Origin of the sequence: Paenibacillus sp. MMO-177, from assembly GCF_037147795.1 — a bacterium.
Taxonomy (GTDB): domain Bacteria; phylum Bacillota; class Bacilli; order Paenibacillales; family Paenibacillaceae; genus Pristimantibacillus.
Genome location: NZ_JBBCUR010000003.1, coordinates 607206 through 632236, shown reverse-complemented (window position 1 = coordinate 632236; position 25031 = coordinate 607206). Strand labels below are relative to the sequence as shown.

Here is a 25031-nt window from a genome sequence, read left to right as displayed (position 1 = left end):
ACCCACCGGATCGTACGGTCACATCATTGTGAACCCAATTCGAATTATAGGTGAATTGTCAAATGTATGTCAATAAACATAACACCAAAATTTATAATATCCATAAAATAAGGCAGAAGTCGATATTTTTGCGTCACTTATATTGACATGTCAGTAAACTTCTATTATGCTCAAAACAAATGTTCAGCACAACGATGTGCTGTCGACCTTGGCAACGGAGCCCGCTTCCTTATTTATATAAGGAACGGGCTTTTTATGTTCATTTTGTGCGGTGGGAGGAAAGCCTGAATGACTACCTTGCAGAAGCAGCAGCTTGTTGTATCCGTAGAAGAAGCGATTCGTCATTTGTGTGAGGGAGTATTCCCTGTTCGAACGGAGAAGCTGCCCTTGGAGGATTGCGTGGGCAGAGTGCTGGCGGAAGATTTCTTTACGCCGTTCCCGATGCCTCCGTTTCGTCGGGCTGCTATGGACGGGTATGCCGTACGCTCGCAAACTTTGCTTGGCGCCGGTCCAGGCCATGAGGTCATGCTTAGAGTAATCGCGGAGGTTAAGGCGGGTACATCCAAGGAATGGGCTCAGGAGTGTACCGCAGACCGGCCAGTAAATGATAGGGATGCCGTGCGGATCTTTACGGGCGCGCCCGTGCCGCACCGTTACGATACCGTAGTCATGCAGGAAGTGGTTACCCCCATTAACGGAGAGGACGGTAAGCCCTTATGGATTGGCATCGACCGTCCGCATCCGGTTGGCCGGCATATCGCGGAAGCCGGAGAGGATCTTGCTCCAGGCATGCTGATTCTTGTGAAAGGAACCGTGATCGGGGCAAAGGAAATGGCGGTGCTAGCCTCTTACGGGCAGGCGGAAGCGGTTGTGCATGCAAAGCCTCGGATCGTAGTTCTGCCGGTTGGCGATGAGCTACAGGAGCCGGGTACGGCGCTTTCCGCGAATCGGATTTATGACGCTAACGGTCTTGTTGTTTATTCTTTTCTGAAGCAGCTTGGAGCGCAAGTCACTCGGCGGAAGCCGGTCCCGGATCATCCCGCGATTCTGGCTAATGAAATCAGGCTTGCCGCGGAGCAGGCGGAAGTGGTCATTACGACAGGCGGGATATCGGTCGGCGATCACGATTACGTTGAGCGGTCCGCTGCAAGCGCCGGCTTTGAGCCGTTATTTACAAAGGTTCTGATGAGACCCGGAACGCCAACCTCTGCTTTTAAGAATGGGGATTGCCTGCTGTTAGGGCTGTCGGGTAATCCGTCCGCTTGCTATTCCGGTCTTGAGCTGCTGGTGAAGCCGGCCGTGCAGTGGTTAAAGGGAATGAAAAATTACCGCAATCAATGGCTCAAAGGGAAACTGGAGGATTCGGTCGGCAAGCCCTGCCCTTATTCAAGATATATTCGCTCCATAGCCGCAATGGAGCTTGGAGTATGGCGGATTTCACCGATGCCCAACGATAAATCGGGCAATATTGCCGCATTCGCCGAAGCAAACGCCATTGCCGTAATCCCGGCGGGCGGGAGAGGCGCGGCGAAAGGGGAGATCGTTTCCTTTCTATTATTAACGCATATGGCAAACGGAGGATTAACGTTGTGACGACAAGGAAACTAGCGGTAATCGGCAATGGAATGGCAGGCGTAAGATGCGTAGAGGAGATTTACCGGTTATCGCCCGGAGCCTTCGAAATCACGATTATCGGGGATGAGCCGCATCCGAACTACAATCGGATTATGCTGTCGAAGGTGCTTCAAGGAGATACGTCCATCTCGGACATTACGATCAATGACTTCGCCTGGTACAAGGAACGGGGGATCCGGCTGCTGCTGGGCGAGAAGGCCGTACGGGTTGACGCGGTCGGCAAAAGCATTTATCTCGAATCGGGCAAGACGATTCCTTACGATGAACTGATATTGGCGACGGGATCTTCGGCGTTTGTTCCTTCCATTTCGGGCATTCATAAATCTGGCGTAACAGCCTTTCGTAATATTAAGGATTGCGAGACGATGATCGAAGCTTCGGAATCCTACCGGAGAGCAGCGGTTATCGGAGGCGGCCTGCTGGGGCTGGAAGCCGCACGCGGCCTGCTTAACCTGGGCATGGAGGTGCATGTCGTCCATAATGCCTCCTATTTGATGAACAGGCAGCTGGACACGATGTCGGCCGATATGCTGAAGCGGGAGCTCTCGCAGCAGGGCATGAGGTTCTGGATGGAGAAACGGACGGAGAAAATTATAGGCCGCAAACGGGCGGAAGGGCTGTTGTTCAGCGACGGCACCAAGCTTGCGGCGGACCTTATTGTCTTGGCCGTCGGGATCAGTCCCAACATCGAGATAGCCAATAATAGCGGAATTGCTACGAACCGGGCTATTCTCGTTGATGATTACATGCAGACCAACATGCCTCATATCTATGCCATTGGAGAATGCGCGGAACATAACGGGACGGTATACGGATTGGTCGCGCCGTTATACGAGCAGGGAAAAGTACTGGCCAAAGTACTTACAGATACGGACACCGTGCCGTACAAAGGCTCCATTCCTTATTCCATGCTGAAGGTGTCCGGGGTGGACGTATTCTCGGCAGGAGATATTCAAGGCGATGTCGAGGTGGCGCTGCAGCAATATAACGGTCTTCAGGGCACTTACAAGAAGGTAACCGTCAGAAACGGCAAAATAGCCGGTGCCGTATTGTATGGCGACAGTTCCGAAGGAATGAAGCTGCTGGATTATTTGAAGAAGAAAACGGATGCGGAGGTACTCCTTGAGAAGGCCGATGGGGCATCCGGAGGTGCCGATGAGGCCGTTATCGCGATGGCCGATCACCAGACCGTATGCTCGTGCAACGGCGTAATCAAAGGAACTATCGTATGCGCTATTCAGGAGGATGATTTGCAGACGGTCGAGCAGATCCGGGATAAGACAAAAGCGTCTGGATCGTGCGGCGGCTGCAAGCAGCTCGTTGGCGCGGTGCTGGCAAGCGTGCTGGCGGGAGCGGGAGGCGCCATCAAGAAGGCGGTGCCAATCTGCGGCTGTACCGAGCTCGGGCATGAAGAAGTAAAAGCAGAGATTGCGAAGCGGGAATATGCAAACGCAGCGCAGGCAAGAGAAAAGCTCGGCTGGAGCAAGGCTGACGGCTGTGTCGTTTGCCGCGGAGCCCTTTCTTATTATATGGGGCTGGTTCAGGAATCAAGAAGGACATCAAGCCCGTCCTTCGACATCGAGCTTAAGGAGTTTTCATGGAATACGCGGGAGCTTCATCTGCCGTATCCGGTGCAAACCGAGCGGTCTGCTCATTATTTGAAGCCCTCGGACGTTCTGGTCCGGGATTTTGGGCTTGCTGCCGTACCTGCAGGTTGGGAGGTCTATGTCGGAGGGCATTCGGAGCATCCGGTCAAGCAAGCGCAGCTGCTTGCGGTTGAAGCGGAGGAGGAGCTAGCCTTGCGGCTGGCAGCAGCCTGCGTTCAGTGGTACCGGGAGTCGGCTTATTACGGGGAGCGCCCTTGGAAATGGCTTGAACGAATAGGCATCCAGCCGCTTAGGGAGAAGCTGCTGGATCGCGGAGAGCAAGAAGATTTACTCAGCCGTTGGCAGGCGGCGGAAAGGGCGGGGATGGTATGGATCGGCACATAGAAACAATGACATTCTCGGAGGAGCAGGCCAGGCAAGTGATGGCCACGCAATGTCCCTTCTGCAGCGTGCAATGCAAGATGGAGGTTACGGAGGACCGTTCGGGACGTCGGCCAACCTATCAGGTAACGGCGATCCCGAATAAAGCCTCGGAAGGCAGGTTATGCGTGAAGGGTATGAACGCCCATCAGCATGCGGTGAGCAGAGAAAGGCTGCTTCATCCGATGATGCGCAAAAACGGCAAGCTGACGCAGGTGACGTGGGAAGAAGCGCTCGAGGCTGTCAGCAGCCGGCTGTCCGGGCTGCAAGCGGAGCATGGCGCCCATACGGTTGGTCTGTACGGCGGAGGTTCGCTTACGAACGAGTCGGCTTATTTGCTCGGCAAGTTCGCGAGGGTCGCCCTGCAGACCAAATATATCGATTATAACGGCAGATTTTGCATGTCGGCTGCGGCGTCGGCCGGCGTAAAAACCTTCGGCATCGACCGCGGCCTGACCAACAAGCTGTCGGACATTCCGTTAGCCAAATGCATTATTTTGGCGGGGACCAACATTGCGGAATGCCAGCCGACGCTGATGCCGTATTTTACGAGAGCAAAAGATAACGGGGCGATCCTCATCGTTATTGATCCAAGAGTATCGGCCACAGCCTCCATTGCCGATCTCCATCTGCAGGTGAAGCCCGGTATGGATGCGGCGCTGGTGAATGGCATGCTGAAGGTTATTTTTGACGAGAAGCTGATCGATGAGGGCTTCATCAAGAACAGAACAAAAGGCTTTGCCGAGGTGAAGGAGCATGTGGATTCGCTTGATCTTGAAGGAATAGCGGATATAACCGGCGTAAGCATAGATCTGATCCGCAAAGCGGCAATCAGCTTTGGCAAAGCGCGCACGGGAATGGTCTTTACAGCCCGCGGCGTCGAGCAGCATGCCGATGGCCATATGGCTGTAAGAAATTTTCTTAACCTGGTTCTGGCTACGGGCAAAGTCGGCAAGGAAGGCTGCGGCTACGGCGCGGTAACCGGACAAGGGAACGGACAGGGCGGACGCGAGCATGGACAGAAGGCAGACCAGCTTCCTGGATACCGATTAATTGAAAATCCGGAGGACCGGGCTTATATAGCCAGCGTTTGGGGAATTGAACCGGAAGAGCTTCCGGGCAAAGGGGTATCCGCGTACGAGATGATGGAGCTTGTTCATAGCCGGGATATAAAAGGGCTGTTCGTGATGGGCTCCAATCCGATTGTATCGAACCCGAACGCTATTCTCGTGGAAGAAGCGCTGGAACGGTTGGAATTCCTTGTTGTTGCGGATATGTTTCTATCGGAGACCGCAAAGCTGGCCGATATCGTGCTGCCGGTCACCGCTTATCTCGAGAACGAAGGGACGATGACGAACCTGGAGGGTCGGGTTCTGCTGCGTTCGGCAGGCCGTCCTGCTCCGGGCGAAGCGCGTCATGATTGGCAGATCTTATGCGATCTGGCTTATTGGCTTGGCAAAGAGAAATATTTCGCTTTCCGTCAGCCCGAGGATATCTTTAACGAGCTGCGGATTGCCAGCCGCGGCGGCATTGCGGATTATTACGGCATTACGTACGAGAGGCTCCGCAAGGAAGAAGGGATCTATTGGCCATGCCCTTCTCTTGACCATCCGGGAACTCCGCGTTTGTTCGGAGAACGCTTTGCCCATCAGGATGGGCTCGCCGTATTCCAAACCGTAGATAGTCAATCTCCGGCGGAGCAGCCTACCGAAGAGTATCCGCTTTACATGACAAACGGCCGCATGCTGTCCCATTACCTGACGGGAGTGCAGACGCGAAGAAGTCCCGTTCTGGCTGCCCGCGAGGTGGAGAATATACTGGAGATTCATCCGCTGACAGCGCGGAAATACCGGCTTGAGGATGGCGTGCTGGCCAGCGTGCAATCCAGCAGGGGAACGGTTATCGTCCGCGCGAAGGTGACTTCGGACATTCGCGAGGATACGTTATTTATCCCGATGCATTGGGGAGATGCCCAGAATGTGAACCGGGCAACCAATGCCCTGCTGGATCCGAATTGCCGGATGCCCGATTTCAAGACAAGCGCGGTAAAGGTCCGGCCGCTGGCCGAGTATTTGCGGGAAGAGCAGGAGAAGGGACTGATCAAGGAATGATGGGCGGTATCATCTTGGCCGGTGGCCAAGGCAGGCGAATGGGCGGATTAATGAAGGCGCTCCTGCCGATTGGCGGGCGGTTTATGATCGAGCGTGCCCGTGACAATATGCTGCCGTTATGCGGCAGCGTGACGGCCGTTGTCGCGTCGGAGGATCAGGCTAAGCTTCTCTCCGGCCTGAAGCTGCCATGCCTGATCGATACGATGCCCGGCCAAGGTCCGCTTGCTGCGCTTCATACGGCATTTGAATACAATTGTTATTCCACGCTGTGGGTATCCGCTTGCGATATGCCTTTTGTATCGGATACGGCCGCCGCTTATTTGCGGCAACAGATGGAAGAGAGCGGCAGTCTGGCTGCCGTGCCTGAAGTTAATGGACAGGTTCACCCGCTGCATGCTATTTACCGAGCGGAGTGTCTGGAACAGGCAGAACGGTGTCTTCAGGAAGGTGACTGCAGCATGAAGGGATTTCTGAGACGGATTAATTATGTCCGCGTTCCAGAGAAGGAATTTCATGCGGCCGGCATTGCACTTAGCTTTGTTGATAATATCAATACTCCCGAGCAGTACGAGGAAGCGAAATTACAAAAGGGGGTGTAGCTTTGGCAGCGGCCGTATATCAGATTGCGGGTTTCAAGAATACGGGCAAAACAACTCTTGTGTGCCGGCTGATCGATTATTTGGCGTCCCGTGGCGTCAGAGTCGCAACCGTCAAGCATGACGGCCACGAATTCCAGGCGGAGCCGGCACATACGGATACCGCCCGGCACCGTTCCTCCGGTGCGGTCTGGTCGGCCATCACGTCCGCGGCACGGACGGCTATTGTGAAAGAAGAACCTTCCGAGCTTAGGGGGCTGATTGGGGAAGCGCCGGCAGATGCTTTTGTACTGGTTGAAGGTTTTAAGACGGAGTCGTATCCAAAGCTTGTTATCGTGAGAGGGGCGGAAGATGAACGGCTGCTGGGCGAACTGAAAGGTATTACGGCAGTAGCGGTCTGGCCGGGATATAGACTGCAGGATGACGTCATCCCGGCAGGAGCCGAGCAATTCGAAATAGACGATGTGCAAGGGATAGGAGATCATATACAGATAGCAGGTTTGAGAGGGCGGTCCTGAACGGGACTGTCTTTTTTAAATATAGGCTATGTTAAACACTGTTTAAAGGAATTGAAGAAACTTGCTGAAACGTTCAACGATCTCACAAATACCCCTTAATGTCATTGTACAATTATCCATGGTAAAATGTGGATTATCGTTTCAATAAACAGGAGGTTAAATATGCGATGGATGAATTTTTGGAAGAAACAAGTTCCTGTTAGAGTTCCAGACCTTAGACCATCGTTTTTGTTACCTCATAATGGAGCTGAAATATGGATCGCAACTTTGGATAATTTTGGTGACCAGTTTAAACTTCTTCAAGAAAAGATATTTGCTACAGAACAATTGATTGGGAAACCTTCCAGGTCAGGTTATGTCTTTATCATTTAGAGGATACAGTGGTTACCGAGGAAGTGGCTACTCTCATTATTGAGAGTCTTATAAGATCAAGTGATCATATAAGAAAAATAGCTTTTGTGGGGGGTTCGAAAAGAGCGAGTAAAACATTACGCTCTTTCAGCAAAGAATTAAATTTAAGTAGTAAATCTGACTACTTTTCGAGTATGGACGAAGCGAAAAATTGGTTAACAAGGGAATGGACTATTCGATAGATTATTTCGCTAACGGTTGATTTAACATAGCCTAAATCTAAAAAAGTATAATTTTTTCTATACAATACTTATGAAGGCAACAACAAATTGGAGGTGCGCATATGTTTCAGTTATTCATTTATATCGGCTGCGCATTTATTTTGATTTCCGGGGTTGCTTTGGGAGCCTGGACAACGCCCGAGCAGCAAAGAAGGAATTTTAATGCCGGGCAGCCGTCGGACAGAAGAATAAGAAACAAGGTTGCAACATGGTCGTTTGTTCTGGCTGTGATCAGCTTAGCCATTGCCGGACTGATTAACTGGCTGGATTAAATCAAAAGTGTTCCGTTTACGGAAACGGGCGCTTTTTTTGCGCCCAGCTTTATAACTTATGGCTCTCTGGCGATTCATTCGAAATAGCCGGAAGGCGGATGACGGCTTCTGTTCCTACGTTTTTCGTGCTGATGAAGCGAATCGTGCCCCCCATGGCTTCGATGATCCTGAAGGTGACCATGAGTCCAAGGCCTGTTCCTTTGGATTTATTGGAGAAATAGGGCTCGCCAAGCTTGTCCAGCTTCTCAGGATCAATCCCTTCGCCGTTATCGATCACCCGGATGATAACGTTATTTTCTTCTTTGCTCGCCTGGATGGAGACGTTGCCGTCAAAGCTGGATATCGCCTCCAGGCTGTTCTTGATCATATTTATAATCGCCTGTTTGAATTTTTCGGCGCTGCCGAGCACGTAAAGGTCGGACTCCGCAAGCACTTCGAGGTTCGTGCTTTGCATCGCGGCCAGCGGCGAAATAATATCCTGGATCTGATTCAGCTCTTCCGAAATATTCAAGGTCCTGACGTCTTCCAGATGAGGCTTCGCGAACGTCAAGAACTCGGTGATGATGCTGGACGCGCGATCCAGCTCCTGCACGGCCAGCTGCAGGAACTGCTTCTCCTTGTCTACGGCTTTTTCTCCTACCAATTGAATGAATCCGCGGGTTACTTGGAGCGGATTTCGGACCTCATGCGCGATTGATGCTGCCAGATGGCTGATCAGCTCCATTTTCTCCGCGCGCTGTATTTCCCGGTTGAACATCTCCAGCTCCTTGGAATATTTGAGCAGCTGATCGTGGTTACGCGAGAATTGCCTGCCCATCACGGCAATGAGGGACAGAATGAAGACAAGCAATCCCCATTTCCAATAGATAAGATGATAAGTCTCATCCTTGAAATAGATAATGATCTCGGAAATAAATACGCTGCAGAAGACGGAGTAACCAACGGAAATGAGAATCGCATCGCGGTTTCCCTTCCAGGCATAACCAATCGCATGTATAGTCAGAATGAGGAATTGAACGGCGGCAATAACGGTAAGCGGCACAACTTGCAAAAGGCTAAGGCTTATTCCGGGAACGATGGTTTTGCCAAGCGCCCATAACACAATCACAAGTACCGTAGCCGGAATAAGCACCATTCTGAATTTTTTTATAATGCCATAAATCCCGGGTCCAAGGGTTTGCTCGAAAAACACGGAAAGGGCGGGAGTGAGCAGGAAAAGGGCAAGATCAAACATTTCCAGAAACGGCTTGCCGTAAGCATAGTAATGGTGGTACAAAGCCGGAGAGTAGGCAAGAGTGATCTCGCCAAGGCAAAGGATGATCAGGCATAAAGACATCCATAATACAATTTGCTCGCGTTTAAGAAAGAATAGACAAGTCATCATGATTAAGGCAATAAACATAAACGAACCGCCATAGACCAATTCGATCAATCCATAACGTTCGTATTCGGGCAGCATCTGATTGTAGTCGCCGACGACAATTGCCGGCTCCAGCGATTGTCTTTCATCGGATAAATGAAGCAGGATCAGCAGGTTATTTCCCTTTGTCTCATTTGATAGAGGTAGGAGCAAATAGTTCACATCGTAAGGATACGATCTTTCCAGGTTGTAGAGAAGGCCGTCCTGATGTTCGAGAGCTACGCTGACAGCAGTCCCGTAAACGCGTTTCATCCATATTCCCGGCGTATTCCACTCCAGGGAAGGAAGGGTAATGCGGAGAAGAAGGGCATCGGCGCCGGCTGCGCGCTTCTGCATAGGCCGATCCGTATCGGCATGCTGCCACTTATGGGGGTTGCCTTCCGCGATCCATGAGGGTTGATAGGACTCATCAGGCTTGTACAGCCATTGATAGTCCCATTCCTTAATGACGGAAATATTTTGCTTGGTCTCTTTTATGGAAGAGACATGTTGAATCCGATAGACCGAGCATATAATCAGCACGATAATGCCTGTAATCATAAGAATGGTTGATCTCATTTCCGTCACCTACAGTTGAAATTTCTGTCATCTTTTACCATACTTGCTAATTCGACAAAAATCAATATGAACCAACAAAGTATATTTCTTAAGTGCTATAATGAAGCCATTTAAAAGAGACGGGGGCGGTGTGGAGCATGGCGGTAAGCGAGTATTACGCGCGTAATGGCGAGGTCAGCATTCATTATTACGATTCAAGAGACAAAGCGGATGAAAGGTTGGTTCCGATTGTAGTCTGTCCGGGATTATCGGAAACGGCGGAAGAATATCTGGATTTTATGGAAGCGGCGGCACCAAGAAGGTGTATGCTTATATCTTTCCGCGGAAGAGGGAAAAGCGGTACCCCTAAGGCTGGTTACGATCTGAAGGACCATATGACCGATCTGGAATCCGTCGTGAGAGAGGCCGGAATGAATAGGTTTCATCTGTTTGCTTATTCGAGAGGGGTATCCTATGCGCTGCAATATGCCCTTGCCTACCCAAGCGAAGTATGCTCCTTAATCATTGGCGATTATCCGCCCGAACACCGGGCGATGCCGGCCGGCTGGGCGGAGGATTATATCCATCAATATCTGATTCCCTATAACCGGACTTCCAATATACGGACAGCCGCTGTATGGGGGATACAACGGGAGTCTGTACAAACCCAGCTCGACCATCCGTTACGGATGCCGATTATGGTGGCAAGAGGACAGTTGGAGGGTTCTTTGATTACGGAAGAGGACCTTGCCAAGTACATTCGGATGAGCGAGGCGGTCAACGTGAAAGAGTACGCCCGATCGGGCCATGCGCTGAAAGGCGAAGACAAAGCGTTGTTTTACGCGGATATCGTCCAGTTTGTTAATGAACAGGACGGAGGTAAGGAGTGAGGAAAAAAGTAATTGCTGATTGCAACTATTGTATGTTATAACTATTGGCGGGTGATGCAGGAATGAAACAATTGCCGCAATACGTGGATGTACGCGAAATACTGCAAAACGTCGTTAGAAGATTTGGGCTGCAGCAGAAGGACGGAGCCCAGGGATTCGGGATTTCCGTTATTCAAAGCCATATTCTGCATGAGCTGTACAAGCGTCCGAATCTATCGTTGAATGAGCTGGCGGATGTGCTCTGCGTGGAAGCAAGCACGTTAAGCAGGCAGGTGCAGCAGTTGGTTGAGCTTGAATTGCTGAGCCGTGAACCGGATCCGAAGGACCGCCGGTACGTTACCTTGACCTTGACGGCAAAGGGACATGAGCGGCAGGAGGCTATTGCGGAAACGATGGAGGATTATATCCTAAGCATTTTTCAGTATGTGCCGGAAGATAAAAAAAGGCAGGTGTTAGAAAGCCTTCAACTATTAAACGATGCGATGGGTCAAAGTCCCCATTGCTGTTTACCTCCTCTATAGAGGAGTTTATTTTTGGATAATAGTTGCAATTTGCAATTATTAACCTTATCGATATGAACTAAAGCGGGGAACGACAAGTGGCATTTATAGCAATTATTCTTTTTTTGATTACGTTAACGTTTGTTATTTGGCAGCCGAAAGGGCTTGGTATTGGCTGGTCTGCCGCGGGCGGTGCTGTATTGGCGTTGCTTTTTGGCGTTGTCAGCTTTGCGGATGTAGGAACCGTAACCGGCATTGTATGGAATGCAACGATTGCTTTTATCGCCATTATCCTGAACTCGCTGATCCTTGACGCAATTGGTTTCTTTGAGTGGGCAGCCCTTCATATGGCCCGTCTAGCCAAAGGAAACGGCAGAAGAATGTTTGTATACGTCATTGTGCTTGGCGCAGCGGTATCGGCCTTTTTCGCCAATGACGGAGCGGCGCTTATCCTTACGCCAATTGTGCTCGCCATGGTCAGGGCGCTTAAGTTCGACAGTAAAATGATTCTGCCGTTTATTATGGCCGGGGGCTTTATATCGGACACGACGTCGCTGCCTCTCATTATAAGCAATCTGGTTAATATCGTTTCGGCCGATTATTTCGGAGCGGGTTTCGTGGAATATGCCAGCCGGATGATCATCCCGAACCTCTTCTCGCTTGGCGCAAGCCTTCTTGTGCTGTATCTTTTTTACCGGAAAAGCATTCCCGCGGATTACGATGTCCGCGAGGTGAAGGAACCAAGAGAAGCGATTAAAGATCTCAAGCTGTTCCGCTTGTCCTGGATTTTGTTGGCGATTCTGTTTGTTGCCTATCTGGCCAGCGAATTTATTCATGTGCCGGTATCGATCATTACGGGGGCCGTGTCTTTGGTCTTCTTGCTGTTCGCCCGCCGGAGCCCGGCGATTCAGACCAAGAAGGTGTTGAAGGAAGCTCCATGGACCGTTGTTGTGTTTTCGATTGGCATGTATGTCGTCGTCTACGGGCTGCGAAACGCGGGACTTACGGATGCGCTTGGGAACATCATTCAAGCCATTGCCGACCATGGACTTTTTGCCGCAACGATGGGTATGGGCTTCCTGTCGGCGATCTTATCCTCCGTAATGAACAACATGCCAACGGTAATGATTGATTCCTTGGCGATCAAGGGGACAGCTACGGCAGGCGCGATCCGGGAAGCGTTGGTTTACGCGAATGTGATTGGATGCAATCTGGGTCCAAAGATGACGCCAATCGGTTCGCTGGCCACTTTGTTATGGCTTCATGTTCTCGCGAAGAAGGACGTGAAGATTTCATGGGGCTCTTATATGAAAGCAGGCTTCGTATTAACCGTTCCGACCTTGTTTATTACGCTTGCCGGTCTATATATCTGGCTTGCCTTTATTCATTCGTTTAGTGTGTATGTTGGCTTTGCGATTGTGGGTCTCCTATTGGCAGCTGGTGTTGCCTTCGCCTTCTTCTTTAGGCTGAAATCCGGCAAAAAACAAGAAACGGAAAAACAAATGGCATAGCCATGACAGGAGGATATGGATGACAGCAAAACCTATTGTTTATTTCTTATGTACGGGCAACTCGTGCAGAAGTCAGATGGCTGACGGGTTCATGAAGTTACTGGGCGGAGACAAATTTGAGGTATACAGCGCAGGTTTGGAAGCGCATGGACTAAATCGAAGGGCGGTGCAAGCGATGAAGGAGGCTGGAGTGGATATTTCGGCTAATACCTCCGATGTGATTAATGCCGAATTATTGAATCAGGCCGATTACGTCATTACCTTATGCGGACATGCTGACGAGCATTGTCCGGTCATCTCGAATGAGAATGTCATCAAGCGGCATTGGGGATTTGACGACCCGGCAAAAGCTGCCGGCACCGAGGAGGAAATCATGGCTCAGTTCCGTGCCGTGAGGGATGCCATTCATGACCGGATTAAACAATTTGTAGATGAAAGCTGCCGTTAAGGCAGCTTTTTTTTAATCCTCCGGCTCGTTCACGCCGCGGACGTAAACCACGTAACAGCCCCGGTCTTCGTCAATTTCGGTAGATGTCGTAAACATCGGACCATAGCCCGGAACGTCTGCGATATCCTTCAGCAAATAGCGGATGACCTCATAATGGTTGGCGCTGCGGATTTCGGCGAGCTTGCGTCCCCGTTCGTTAGGCTTCCTGAATTCGATATAAATGCCGCGTCCCCGGTAGTTCGATTCGTCTCCGTATTTTTCGTTCGGCCCGATTCGCTTGACGATCAGCATCTCTTCGTTTTGCTGCATTTCGTTCGACGTTAACTCGTATTGAACTCCGTTTGCAATCAGGTAGGTGCATAATTGACGGGCATACATCTCGTCGATCCCGACATGATCGGAAGGGTACTCCATCAACGGCTCATATTGGTTAAAACCTTTATCGATAAAATACGTTAATTTATTCATCTTTCTCACTCCGAATCAAAATGATTTCATTATCATACCATCATTTTATGGAAACATTAACTTTTCCTGCTGTATTCCTATTAAAATATGATATAACTTTATAGGAACTATGAAGCTTGGAGGATATTAGTCTATGAACTTAACACAAAAAGCAATGCTTGGCGTCTCTGCCGTTGCGATGGCTGCCGCCCTGGCAGGCTGCGGTCAATCGACGGCTTATCCGAGGACCGCTCAACCGACGGACAGCCAATGCAGGGACTGGGAGTGGGACAGCAAAAACGGCGTATACCGCTGCGACGATTCCAGCTCCTCCTATTACCGGAATTATTACTATGGGAACAGCTATTATTCGTCCCGGTCGGCCTTGCAGAAAAGCAGCGCATATTCTGCTTATAAATCCAGCGTTTCCAGCAAAACGAGCTCCGGCTTTGGCAAAGGCAGCTCCATTAGCGGAGGCTAGGCCGTGAAGGATTTCGCCGAGAAGAGAAGCGCGTTTTATTCCGGAATTGAAAATTATTGGGCAGATTTGTACGGCGAGGAGTATTCCCTCTATGACCTATACGATATAACGAAGGAAGAGGTTCATAGGATTCGCGAATCGACGAACCGAATCGGCCATATTTTTTACAAGACCGCCCAATTGCTTCGCACCGTCGATGACGAAACATTGCTGATGCTTGGTTTTCCGCGCGAGACCTTGTCTTACGCAAGAATGAGGAGCTTATCGGTCGAGAGCGTTATCGCCAGACTGGATTTGGTGAAGGCAGGGGAGACGTTCAAATGCATGGAGATCAATTCGGATACTCCCACCTTTATCAAGGAGCTCCATCAGGTGAATGGCCTGGTCTGCGAAGCTTTTGACCGCTATAACCCGAATAAGGGCTTTGAGAAGCAGCTTGCGTTTGCGGTCGAGAAAGCGGTTATCGAAAGTCTGGAATATCTCGGGGACGATCTGATTGCTCCTCATGTTGCGTTTACGGCGCATGGAGATAACGTGGAAGACGCCAAGACGGCTCTTTACCTGCAGAGCTTACTGCCGTTGCCTTCGGCCTTTGTTCCGCTTGACCAGCTTCAAATTATCCGGCATATCGGGTTGTATGACGGGGAGGGCAATCGCATTCACGTTCTGTACCGCCAGACCTTCCCGGTAGAAAATTTTATTGAGGATGAAGACGAAGATGGGAATCCGATCGGACTATGGCTGCTGGAGCTCATCGAACAAAAGAAGCTCGCGGTCATTAATCCGCCGTCTGCGTTCCTTCTCCAATCCAAGGCGGTCCAGGCTATTATTTGGGGCTTGCATGAAGAAAGGAGTCCTTTCTTTACCGAAGAAGAGCAGGGTTGGATCGGGGAGCATTTTCTTCCGACCTATCTGGAGCCGGACCGCTTTCTTCAAGGGCGGACGAAATACGTAATGAAACCGGCTTTTGGGCGCGAAGGGGATACGGTGAAAATTTTCGATGGCGACGGTACGATAGCGGTGGAGGATAGTCATAACTCCTACGCTCATTACCTTCCGGTCTATCAGGAATACGCAGAGCTGCCAACCGCCAAATTCCGGACGGAAAAGGGAGAGCGTGAGGGCTCGTACATGTTCGGAAGCTTTCTGGTCGGAGGAAAAGCGGGTGCCATAGGCATTCGGATCGGCAGCCCGATTACGGATAATTTATCTTATTTCTTGCCGGTTGGCATTACTAAATCAGAGTAAGGAGCTAATTTGGAATGGACGGTAATTTATATGTGGATTTCTTGCTTTATTCATTGACAGGCTTTGCGATTATGATAGCAGGGCTTCTCTTGTTCGAATTCACCACCAAAAATAAGGAATTTGCCCTCATATTCAAAGGGAATGCGTCGGCGGCCTTGTCGCTTGGCGGCAGGCTGGCCGGTCTGGCCATCGTTATACGCGCGGCTGCGGAAAACTCGGTATCGCTCTCCGATATGCTGCTATGGGGCGTAATCGGGATCGTTGCGCTAGTTATCCTCTACTACTTGACGGAGCTGATTACTTATCTGCTTGGCAAAGGGCTCAAGGTGAATGTGACCATCTTTAAAGCCATTGAGCAAAATAACATCGCCGTAGGTATTCTTATTCTGCTTATTTCATGCAGCGTTGGCATGATTATTGCCGGATGCCTCACGTATAATCCGGATTTGCTCGGATAGCTTGGCAACTACCGGCATATCTTGACATGCGGCCTTCTTGGCGGTATAATCGGGTCTAACCATGTTTTTCTATACTTAATGGCGTTGATGAGGAGCAGTAATGTCGCGGAGCAAGGCTAAGAGAGCCGGCGGATGGTGCAAGCCGGACCTGCAGCGATATGAATCTCGCCTCGGAGCTTTGCGTTACCAGCGCAACGATTAGCCTGCGTTAAAGGCAATGAGTGAACGGAAGGCAAAGCATGCCGGACGTTAACTAGGGTGGTACCACGGGAATAATCTCTCGTCCCTAGCGATAATACGCTGGGGGCGGGAGTTTTTTTATGTTTGTGATGCGCTCGCGTGCACACTTTTTAGGAGGAAATGATGATGAGTCAGGAATTTCAAGGCTACAACCCGCTTGCGGTAGAGCCGAAATGGCAGAAGTATTGGGATGAGAATAAAACATTCGCAACGACGGAAGATCCGGGCAAGAAAAAATTCTACGCCCTTGATATGTTCCCGTATCCATCCGGCGCGGGCCTCCACGTAGGTCACCCGGAAGGCTACACGGCTACGGACATCGTATCCCGTTACAAACGGATGCGCGGTTACAACGTTCTTCATCCGATGGGCTGGGACGCGTTTGGTCTGCCGGCAGAGCAATACGCTCTGCAAACGGGTCGCCATCCGCGCGAGATCACGGTGGAGAACATCAACAATTTCCGCCGCCAGATCAAATCGCTGGGCTTCTCGTACGACTGGGACCGCGAATTCAGCACAACGGATCCGGATTACTATAAATGGACGCAATGGATCTTTATCCAATTGTATAATAAAGGCCTTGCATATGTAGCGGAAGTACCGGTTAACTGGTGTCCTGCGCTGGGTACCGTTCTGGCGAACGAAGAAGTGATCGATGGCCTCAGCGAACGCGGCGGCCATCCGGTTATCCGCAAGCCGATGCGCCAATGGATGCTGAAAATTACGGAATACGCCGAGCGCTTGCTCGAGGACCTGGAAGAGCTCGACTGGTCGGAAAGCATCAAAGACATGCAGCGCAACTGGATCGGCAAATCGACCGGCGCCGAAGTAACCTTCGCCATTGACGGTCATGACGCATCGCTTGTTGTATTTACGACGCGTCCGGATACGCTGTTTGGCGCAACTTACTGCGTACTGGCTCCCGAGCATGAGCTGGTTGCCCAAATCACGACGGCTGACCAAGCCGAAGCGGTTGAAGCGTACAAGGAAGCAGCCGCTCGCAAGAGCGACCTGGAGCGTACCGACCTTGCGAAGGATAAAACAGGCGTATTCACAGGCGCTTACGCGATCAACCCCGTTAATGGCGCGAAGACGCCGATCTGGATTGCCGACTACGTGCTTGCCGGTTACGGAACAGGCGCCATTATGGCGGTACCGGGCCATGATACCCGCGACTGGGAGTTTGCGAAGCAGTTCGATCTGCCAATTCTTGAAGTCGTTCAAGGCGGCGATGTAACGAAAGAGGCATATGCGGGCGACGGCCCTCATGTCAATTCCGATTTCCTGAACGGTCTGAACAACGAAGACGCGATCAAAACGATGATCGAGCATCTGGAAGGCTCGGGCAAAGGCCGCGGCAAAGTCACTTACCGTCTGCGCGACTGGCTGTTCAGCCGCCAGCGCTATTGGGGCGAGCCGATTCCGATTCTGCATCTGGAAGACGGCACAATGAAGCCGGTGCCTGTTGACCAGCTTCCGCTGGTATTGCCGGACGTGGATGCGATCAAGCCATCCGGAACGGGCGAATCTCCGCTTGCGAACGTTACGGAGTGGGTAAATACGGTTGATCCGGAAACAGGCATGAAAGCTCGCCGCGAGACAAACACCATGCCGCAATGGGCTGGAAGCTGCTGGTATTACCTGCGCTTCATCGATCCGAAGAACGAGAACGAAATTTGCTCGCCGGAGAAGCAGAAGGAATGGCTGCCGGTTGACCTGTACATCGGCGGCGCGGAGCATGCGGTGCTTCACTTGCTCTATGCCCGATTCTGGCACAAGGTGCTGTACGATCTTGGCGTCGTAAATACGAAAGAGCCGTTCCACAAGCTGGTTAACCAGGGCATGATTCTCGGCACGAACAACGAGAAAATGTCCAAATCGCGCGGCAACGTCATTAACCCGGATGATATCGTGAACGAATTCGGCGCGGATACGCTCCGCATGTACGAAATGTTCATGGGACCTCTGGAAGCGACAAAGCCATGGAACACCAACGGCGTTGAAGGCACATATCGCTTCTTGAGCCGCGTATGGCGCTTGTTCGTCAGCGAAGACGGCAGCGTAAACGCGAAAATCACAAACAACGGCGAAACAACAAAAGCGTTCAAGCAAACCTGGCACCGTTCCATCAAGAAGGTAACCGATGATTTCGAGAACCTGCGCTTTAACACCGCAATCAGCCAGTTGATGATTTTCGTTAACGAAGCTTACAAAACGGATGTTCTGCCGGTTGAGGCAATGAAGAACTTCCTGCAAATGCTGTCCCCGCTGGCTCCGCATATCGCGGAAGAGCTGTGGGAAAAGCTGGGCGGAACAGGCACCATCACTTACGAGCAATGGCCTTCGTACGAAGAAGCATTGACCGTGGACGATGAAGTTGAAATCGTCGTGCAAGTGAACGGTAAAATTATCGAGCGCGTATCCATTGCTGCTGATACGGCAGAAGCAGAGATGGAAAGCCTCGCCAAGGACATGGATAAAGTGAAAGAACTGATAGAAGGCAAAACGATCCGCAAAATGGTCGTTGTTAAGGGCAAGCTCGTGAACATCGTAGCGAACTAAACAGCAGGCAAAAAAGAAGAGGTGAGCGGTCCAGCAGCGCAAAATGCGCTACTGTCCGTTCACCTCTTCGCCGTAGAAAGCGGTATTTAATTTGGCGACGTCTTCGTCGAATTTTTTATGCGTCGTCCGGATCAGCCGGTTGAAGGTGCCGTCAAGCTCGCGATTCAGCAGCTGCAGGGCTTGGGCCGTAATCCCTCCGGGAACGGCTACTCTCTTCTGTATATCTTCCGGAGATAATCCGCCCTCCGTCAGCAAAAGTCCCGTGCCTAGCAGCATGTTGCTTGCAACGCTGACCGCATCCTCGCGGCTGATGCCCGTTTCGCATACGGCCGCATCAACGAACTGTTCGACCAGATTGGCGAAAAAGGCGGGTCCGCAGCTGGAGAGATCGGATACGATCCGAGTGTAAGGCTCTTCGATCGGAAGCGGCTCGCTGATGAAGGCAAGCATATCTTCAATAAGAGTCTGGTCATCTTCCGTAATGCGGGAGCCGTAAATGCATAAGGTAGCGCCGCTCCAGACGAGGTTAGTGACGCTTGGAATCACCTTTGCGATTTTACAGGGCAAAAGCTCTTCCAGATGCCCGATCAATACCGGGCTTGTTATGGATATAAGAAGCTGCTCCGGCCGCAGGACCGGCAGAAGCTCATCAATCACTTTCTTATATTCAAGCGGTTTGACGCATAAAAACAAAATGTCGCTAACGCTTGCGGTGCTTGCATTCGAACGCTCGGCTCTCATTCCGGGATATCGTTCAGCAAGCGCCTGGGCTTTGGCGTAGGTGCGGTTGCTGATTACGATCTGACACGGGTCGAGTGCTCCAGATGCGACGAAGGCTTCGATCAGCAGGCTACCCATCGCGCCCGTCCCAATGAATCCGACATTCATGCTCAGCCCTCCCAACAGATTTGCTCTTTTAACCTATTCCTCAAGACTTGCCTTATATGACATGAAAATGCTAAAAATCCCCTTTTTTTGGATGGAAGGAGTGTTGGTAATGGACCGTCTACTGCAAGGACGTCGAACGAATTCGAATAGAAGCAGATTTATGGTTCCCTTATTTCTTGTCGCGGCTGCAGTCGTATTGTTAGCGGCAGCCTTTGCGCAGCCAAAGGAGAAAGCGCCGGTTGACTGGGTACAGCTGAACCGGGAGGTCGACGCTGTTCTGCAGCTGCAGGGAGAACCGGAAGCGGGGAAGCAAAAGGCGGAGCTGCCCGGAACAACGAAGGACAGCGAAGTGAAGGTGCCGGAGGCCCATACGGGAAGCGTTATGGCGGAGGCTAATGCCGGGGAGGCTGCAGGGAAGGAAGAAATTCCGTCAGGCAAGCTTGATATTAACCGGGCAACAGCCGAGCAGCTGGATACGCTGAAAGGGATCGGACCGGCTAAAGCGCAGGCCATAATCGCCGACCGTGAGCAGAATGGCTTGTTTACGTCGGTGGATGATCTTCTTAGAGTGAAGGGGATAGGCAGCAAGCTGCTTGCCGGAATAAAAGATAGCATTGTCGCATCGCCATGATTATGAGAGAATGGGACAAGGTGCAGGGAGGTTTTCCCAGGCCTATATGACCATATTCGGGCACTAAGTTCGATTCCATTGGACAACCAAAACCGAGCCGTTTGCTTTGAAGTGGTTGAAGCATGTCCATCCCATATACCAAGGAGTTGTTGCACATGACGAATCAAGAACAAAACAAGCGTTCGCTCGACACATTGGCTGTCCATGGCGGACAGGAGATTGACCCGACTACTTTTTCCCGTGCGGTTCCGATTTACCAGACGACCTCTTACGGCTTCCGCGATACGGATCATGCGGCGAACCTGTTCTCGCTTCAGGAATTCGGCAACATTTATACCCGCTTGATGAACCCGACAACGGATGTATTCGAGAAGCGTGTCGCCGAGCTGGAAGGAGCGCCTGCCGCACTCGCCGTAGCGTCCGGACAAGCGGCAATTACGTACTCGATTATGAATATCGCGGGAGCGGGGGACGAGATTGTATCGGCAACCAGCCTGTACGGCGGTACATACAATCTGTTCTCGACAACCCTGCCTAAGCTTGGCATTCAAGTCAAGTTCGTAGATCCGTCGAATCCCGAAAATTTCCGCGCGGCCATTACGGAACGCACAAAAGCTTTGTATGCGGAAACGGTAGGCAATCCGAAGGGAGATATCCTTGATATCGAGGCCGTAGCGGCTATCGCTCACGAGAACGGTATTCCGCTTATCGTGGACAATACGTTCCCAAGCCCTTATCTGCTCCGTCCGATTGAGCACGGCGCGGATATCGTGGTTCATTCCGCGACTAAATTCATTGGCGGACACGGAACATCGATCGGCGGCGTTATCGTGGACGGCGGCCGTTTCGACTGGAAAGCAAGCGGCAAATTCCCGGGTCTGACTACTCCGGATCCTAGCTATCATGGCGTTGTGTACACGGATGCGGTTGGTCCAATTGCTTATATCATTAAAGCTAGAGTACAATTATTGCGTGATATGGGCGCTGCCCTGTCGCCGTTTAATTCGTTCCTGCTGCTGCAAGGTCTCGAAACCCTGCATCTGCGGATGGAGCGCCACAGCTCCAATGCACTGAAGGTGGCTCAATTCCTGGAGTCGCATGAAGCGGTGGAATGGGTAAGCTATCCGGGTCTCGAGAGCCATCCTTCTTATGAGCTTGCTAAGAAATATTTGCCGGACGGCCAAGGCGCCATCTTGACCTTTGGCATTAAAGGCGGCGTGGATGCCGGCAAGAAGGTTATCAATTCCGTGAAGCTGTTCTCGCATTTGGCTAACGTCGGCGATTCGAAGTCGCTTATCATCCATCCTGCAAGCACAACCCACCAGCAGCTGTCGGCTGCGGAGCAGGAAGCGGCAGGCGTAACGGCCGGGCTGATCCGTCTGTCGATCGGCACGGAAGGCATTAAAGACATTTTGGCTGATCTGGATCAAGCGTTGCGCGCAAGTCAATCGAACTAATATATCCATATAATCTTTATACATCTAGATAGAGGCAGATCCGTCAGATGACCTCCATGAAGGCATCTGACGGAAGCTGTCCGGGCAAAAGGAAAAGGAGTGGAAGATATGTCAGAAGCACAGGATGCTTCACGCAAAGACTGGGATACTTATTTTATGGATATCGCCTATATGGTGTCGACACGCTCGCGTTGTCCCCGCCGTCATGTCGGATCGGTCCTTGTGCAGGGCAAGAAGTTGCTGGGAACCGCCTATAACGGCGCTCCGATGGGCGTGCAGGACTGCTCCGAAGCAGGCTGCATGATTACGGAAGAGTGGGAGACTAGAATCGCCGATGACGGCCAGGAGCAAATGGTCAAAAAACAGCGCTGCATCCGCACGATTCACGCGGAGCAGAATCTGCTTCTCTTTACGGACCGCGCCGACCGGGAAGGATCAACGGTATACGTAACCGATCAGCCTTGCTGGACCTGCGCCAACATGCTGGCGAACAGCGGCGTGAAGGAAATTGTGTTCCATCGCGGTTATCCGAAGGATAGTGACAAGGTAAGCCTGCTCATGAGCCAGAAAGGGATTGTATTCCGTTCGCTTGCGGATTACGAGCCGCCGCCGCAGGCGAGCATGAAGGTCACATCTTAACTAAATAAGCGAATGGGGAAGAACCTCTGTATGCATCTGTTTTGATGCGTCCGGAGGTTCTTTTTTTTGTTAGGGGGAGGGATTGCCGTGAATAGACGGCCTTTAGTCTGGTTTGCCGTGTTCTGGATTGCGGGCAGCAGCATGGCGGCTCATCTTAGCATCGGGGGAGCAGCCTTGGCAATAGGCTCAGCCGCGGCTTTGTTGTTAGCGCTGGTGCTGCTTGGACAATCGACAAGGCGGCTTGCGGTTGTCTGCCTAATCGGCTGCACGATGGCAGCCGGCGAGCGGATATGGGCCGATGCCCGCAACGTTAGCGCGCTCGATTTGCCGGGCGATTCCTATGAAGCGGTAGTGACCGGCACGATTGCATCCGCGGTAGAGGTCGACGGAGACCGCGCGATGTTCCGCGTGACGGCCGATGCCGTCCGCGTGGGTGGCGAAGCGGCGCCGCGCAAGATCCGCGAGCGCCTGCTTGTACAGGTGCGGCTTGCCGAGCAGCCGCACCAGCAGGTCGCCGCCGCGTGGCACCGCGGCGACAACGTGCGCCTCGCCGGCGAGCTGGCGCGGCCGGCCGGCGCATCCAATAGCGGCGGCTTTGATTACCGCCGCTATCTCGAGAGCAGCCAGCATGTCCACTGGCTGCTCAAGGTCAAGGGCATCGGCGCCGCCCAAGCTTCGCCGGGCCCGGGCTGGACCGCGGCCGCCTTGCTCGGCCGCGTGGATGCCGCGCGCGACTGGCTTGGCGCGCGGATGGATCGATTGTACCCGGCCGATCAATCCGGGTACATGAAGGGGCTGGTCCTCGGCATTCGCGAGGACCTGGACCCGGGACAGTTCCAGCAGTTTTCCCGGCTGGGACTGACTCATATATTGGCCATATCGGGTCTTCACGTGGCCGTATTTGTATATGCGCTTGGGGCAGTTTTGCGGCTGCTGCGTTTCACTCGGGAGCGGCTGCTGGTTACTTTGATTGCGGCCGTCCCGTTTTACGTGCTTCTCTCCGGCTTGTCGCCTTCCGTCGTAAGGGCAGGGCTTATGACGATGCTGGCGCTGCTTGCCGCCCGGATGGACAAGCTGAAGGATGGCCTGCATCTGCTGGCGGCCGCGGCGGTAGCGATGCTGGTCTGGAATCCTTCCTTTATTGAGGATGTAGGCTTTCAATTGTCCTTCGCCGTTACGGCAGGGCTTATTCTGTTTGTGCCGCCGGTAAGGAGGGCGATGCCGAATTGGCGCAAAGGGAAGGCGCTGCTTGATGTGCTTGTCGTAACCGTTGTCGCGCAAGCGGTATCTTTTCCGCTGACGGTCTATTATTTTAATCAGTTCCACTTGCTGTCGATTCCGGCCAATCTGATTCTGGTGCCGTTCATTAGTTTTATTGTAATGCCGATAGGGGCGGTTGCGCTGATCTTTGGCCTGCTGTGGCCGCTCGGCGGTCAAATGCTGGCAGCCGTCAGCGTATACGCAAATGACTGGACGTTCCTCCTGGTCGGCTGGCTTGGGGAAGTGGAAGCTGTCCGTACGATTTGGGCAACGCCTTCGTTATGGTGGATTGCCGCCTGGTATTTGGCCCTTGCCCTTTTATGCAGGCTGCTTCCGGCGGCACCTGCGGCCGTAACGGCCGATCATGAGGAGACTATGCCCCTGCAAGAAACGGCAGCGGGTATGGAGCCGGATGCTGCGCCTATTTGGGAGCTGCTTGAGGAGCGGAAGCCGCCGGTCTGGAGGAGACGGTCAACCGGGTTAAGTCTCGCCGTTGGAGTTGGTGCGGCCTTATTGTTCTACGCCTATTGTCCGGACTTGTTGAAACGCACGGCCGAGGTTGATGTCCTGGATGTCGGACAAGGCGATTCGATTTATATCCGTACGCCGCAGGGCAAGAGGATTCTGATCGACGGCGGAGGAACGTTAAGCTTCCGGAAAACCGGCGAGGAGTGGAAGCAGCGGAGCGATCCTTTTGAAGTGGGCGGCAAGGTTGTTGTTCCATTATTAATGAAACGGGGCGTTCATTCTCTTGATCTGCTGGTCATTTCTCATCTGGACAGCGATCATATCCGCGGCTTGCAGGCGGTGCTGGATGCCATTCCCGTGCGTGCGATTGCATGGAACGGAAGCCTGAAGCCTGCCGAGGACGCGGAGGCAATCCTGCGGACAGCCGTGCGGAAGGGGATTCCGCTTTACCGCGCGGAAACCGGAAATAAGTGGAAAGTAGATGCCAATACGGAATTAACTATCCTGTGGCCGCCGGCTGCGGGGAAAGGGATTCCCGTCATTAAGGATCAGAACGACGACAGCGTTGTGTTATGGATGAGAATCTATCAATCTACCTTTCTGCTGTCGGGGGATATTAGCAGCGCGGCCGAATCTGCTATAATATCGCGTATACGGGATCGTGAAACTGCTCTATCAGCATCCTCCTCAACGTTAAGCCAAATCGATGTCTTGAAAATTGCGCATCACGGCAGCAAATATTCAACCTCCGAGGAATGGCTGCGTTTTTGGAAGCCGCTTCGGGCTGCAATATCCGTCGGAGCAACCAACACTTACGGCCATCCGCATCCGGATGTGCTGAAGCGTCTGCAGGAGCAAGACGTCACGGCATTGCGGACAGATTTGGACGGCGAAATCCGCTATAAAGTAGGCCGGACTGGAATATATGAACAAACGATCAGGAAGAATTAGGAAGGAGCAAGCGAAAGTGCCTATATTCCTAATCTGTTATCCTGCGAAAATGCTTCTTTCAACCTAACTCACTAGGAACTACCTATATACGGGGTTCCATTTTTTTGTTATCCTTTAGGTTGGAGTTTTCTACTTTTTCAATTAAAAAATTAAAGGTTTTTCATTTTAGATGTGCAACAATTTATGCAACTCGCTCGTCAGAGA

The 25031-nt window shown here is 51.9% G+C and carries 22 protein-coding genes and 1 other annotated feature; of the genes, 19 read left to right on the top strand and 3 right to left on the bottom strand.

All coding sequences use genetic code 11. The features are described from left to right. The first annotated feature begins 288 nt into the window (after positions 1–288). The 7 genes from WFK81_RS14255 to WFK81_RS14225 all read left to right on the top strand — a co-directional run bounded on the left by WFK81_RS14255 (position 289) and on the right by WFK81_RS14225 (position 7791). Complete coding sequence (locus WFK81_RS14255; RefSeq protein WP_336787063.1) at positions 289–1593, top strand: molybdopterin molybdotransferase MoeA; 1305 nt, start codon at positions 289–291, stop codon at positions 1591–1593. Then, on the top strand, positions 1590–3626 hold the full coding sequence (gene nirB, locus WFK81_RS14250) for a nitrite reductase large subunit NirB (protein WP_336787062.1): 2037 nt from the start codon (positions 1590–1592) through the stop codon (positions 3624–3626). The genes WFK81_RS14255 and nirB overlap by 4 nt, the downstream gene beginning before the upstream one ends. Further along, positions 3611–5773 (top strand): assimilatory nitrate reductase catalytic subunit NasC, encoded by a 2163-nt coding sequence (gene nasC / locus WFK81_RS14245; RefSeq protein WP_336787061.1) that lies wholly within the window; start codon positions 3611–3613, stop codon positions 5771–5773. The genes nirB and nasC overlap by 16 nt, the downstream gene beginning before the upstream one ends. Next, positions 5770–6372, top strand: a complete 603-nt coding sequence (gene mobA, locus WFK81_RS14240; protein WP_336787060.1) for a molybdenum cofactor guanylyltransferase — start codon at positions 5770–5772, stop codon at positions 6370–6372. Before nasC ends, mobA begins: the two co-directional genes overlap by 4 nt. A 2-nt stretch (positions 6373–6374) precedes the next feature. Next, positions 6375–6887, top strand: coding sequence for a molybdopterin-guanine dinucleotide biosynthesis protein B (gene mobB / locus WFK81_RS14235; protein ID WP_336787059.1), 513 nt, complete (start codon positions 6375–6377; stop codon positions 6885–6887). Between the two features lie 162 nt (positions 6888–7049). Further along, positions 7050–7259 carry a hypothetical protein gene (locus tag WFK81_RS14230; protein WP_336787058.1) on the top strand — a complete coding sequence of 70 codons (210 nt, stop codon included), beginning with the start codon at positions 7050–7052 and terminating at the stop codon, positions 7257–7259. 322 nt (positions 7260–7581) lie between these two features. Then, a complete protein-coding gene (locus WFK81_RS14225) occupies positions 7582–7791 on the top strand; it encodes a DUF5316 family protein (protein WP_336787057.1) in 210 nt (69 codons plus the stop codon). 49 nt (positions 7792–7840) lie between these two features. Here the strand turns inward: WFK81_RS14225 and WFK81_RS14220 are convergent, their stop codons facing one another. Further along, positions 7841–9769 carry an ATP-binding protein gene (locus WFK81_RS14220; protein WP_336787324.1) on the bottom strand — a complete coding sequence of 643 codons (1929 nt, stop codon included), beginning with the start codon at positions 9767–9769 and terminating at the stop codon, positions 7841–7843. 137 nt (positions 9770–9906) lie between these two features. Between WFK81_RS14220 and WFK81_RS14215 the strand changes: the two genes are divergently transcribed. The 4 genes from WFK81_RS14215 to arsC all read left to right on the top strand — a co-directional run bounded on the left by WFK81_RS14215 (position 9907) and on the right by arsC (position 13097). Beyond that, positions 9907–10638 (top strand): alpha/beta fold hydrolase, encoded by a 732-nt coding sequence (locus tag WFK81_RS14215; protein ID WP_336787056.1) that lies wholly within the window; start codon positions 9907–9909, stop codon positions 10636–10638. A 62-nt stretch (positions 10639–10700) separates the two neighbouring features. Beyond that, positions 10701–11159, top strand: a complete 459-nt coding sequence (locus WFK81_RS14210; protein WP_336787055.1) for a MarR family winged helix-turn-helix transcriptional regulator — start codon at positions 10701–10703, stop codon at positions 11157–11159. Between the two features lie 77 nt (positions 11160–11236). Then, positions 11237–12649 carry an arsenic transporter gene (locus WFK81_RS14205; protein WP_336787054.1) on the top strand — a complete coding sequence of 471 codons (1413 nt, stop codon included), beginning with the start codon at positions 11237–11239 and terminating at the stop codon, positions 12647–12649. 19 nt (positions 12650–12668) lie between these two features. Then, positions 12669–13097, top strand: coding sequence for an arsenate reductase (thioredoxin) (gene arsC, locus WFK81_RS14200; RefSeq protein ID WP_336787053.1), 429 nt, complete (start codon positions 12669–12671; stop codon positions 13095–13097). Positions 13098–13109: 12 nt separating this feature from the next. Here arsC and WFK81_RS14195 read toward each other — a convergent pair whose 3' ends face one another. After that, positions 13110–13565 (bottom strand): RNA helicase, encoded by a 456-nt coding sequence (locus tag WFK81_RS14195; protein WP_336787052.1) that lies wholly within the window; start codon positions 13563–13565, stop codon positions 13110–13112. A gap of 133 nt (positions 13566–13698) precedes the next feature. Between WFK81_RS14195 and WFK81_RS14190 the strand changes: the two genes are divergently transcribed. The 4 genes from WFK81_RS14190 to leuS all read left to right on the top strand — a co-directional run bounded on the left by WFK81_RS14190 (position 13699) and on the right by leuS (position 18533). Then, on the top strand, positions 13699–14025 hold the full coding sequence (locus WFK81_RS14190; RefSeq protein ID WP_336787051.1) for an aminotransferase yhxA: 327 nt from the start codon (positions 13699–13701) through the stop codon (positions 14023–14025). A gap of 3 nt (positions 14026–14028) precedes the next feature. Beyond that, positions 14029–15273, top strand: a complete 1245-nt coding sequence (locus WFK81_RS14185; protein ID WP_336787050.1) for a glutathionylspermidine synthase family protein — start codon at positions 14029–14031, stop codon at positions 15271–15273. 14 nt (positions 15274–15287) lie between these two features. Further along, on the top strand, positions 15288–15731 hold the full coding sequence (locus WFK81_RS14180) for a DUF350 domain-containing protein (protein WP_336787049.1): 444 nt from the start codon (positions 15288–15290) through the stop codon (positions 15729–15731). 75 nt (positions 15732–15806) lie between these two features. Next, positions 15807–16022, top strand: a binding site (T-box leader). A 75-nt stretch (positions 16023–16097) separates the two neighbouring features. After that, complete coding sequence (gene leuS / locus WFK81_RS14175; RefSeq protein ID WP_336787048.1) at positions 16098–18533, top strand: leucine--tRNA ligase; 2436 nt, start codon at positions 16098–16100, stop codon at positions 18531–18533. 48 nt (positions 18534–18581) lie between these two features. On the opposite strand, the gene comER is transcribed toward leuS, so the two are convergent. Further along, positions 18582–19421 carry a late competence protein ComER gene (gene comER / locus WFK81_RS14170; protein ID WP_336787047.1) on the bottom strand — a complete coding sequence of 280 codons (840 nt, stop codon included), beginning with the start codon at positions 19419–19421 and terminating at the stop codon, positions 18582–18584. 109 nt (positions 19422–19530) lie between these two features. On the opposite strand from comER, the gene WFK81_RS14165 reads away from it, so the two are divergent. From WFK81_RS14165 to WFK81_RS14150, 4 genes are all read left to right on the top strand, one after another. Continuing rightward, complete coding sequence (locus WFK81_RS14165) at positions 19531–20052, top strand: ComEA family DNA-binding protein (protein ID WP_336787046.1); 522 nt, start codon at positions 19531–19533, stop codon at positions 20050–20052. A 155-nt stretch (positions 20053–20207) separates the two neighbouring features. Continuing rightward, complete coding sequence (locus WFK81_RS14160; RefSeq protein ID WP_336787045.1) at positions 20208–21509, top strand: homocysteine synthase; 1302 nt, start codon at positions 20208–20210, stop codon at positions 21507–21509. Positions 21510–21617: 108 nt separating this feature from the next. Continuing rightward, positions 21618–22148, top strand: a complete 531-nt coding sequence (locus WFK81_RS14155; RefSeq protein ID WP_336787044.1) for a deoxycytidylate deaminase — start codon at positions 21618–21620, stop codon at positions 22146–22148. 87 nt (positions 22149–22235) lie between these two features. Beyond that, positions 22236–24827, top strand: a complete 2592-nt coding sequence (locus WFK81_RS14150) for a ComEC/Rec2 family competence protein (RefSeq protein ID WP_336787043.1) — start codon at positions 22236–22238, stop codon at positions 24825–24827. The last annotated feature ends 204 nt before the right edge of the window (positions 24828–25031 follow it).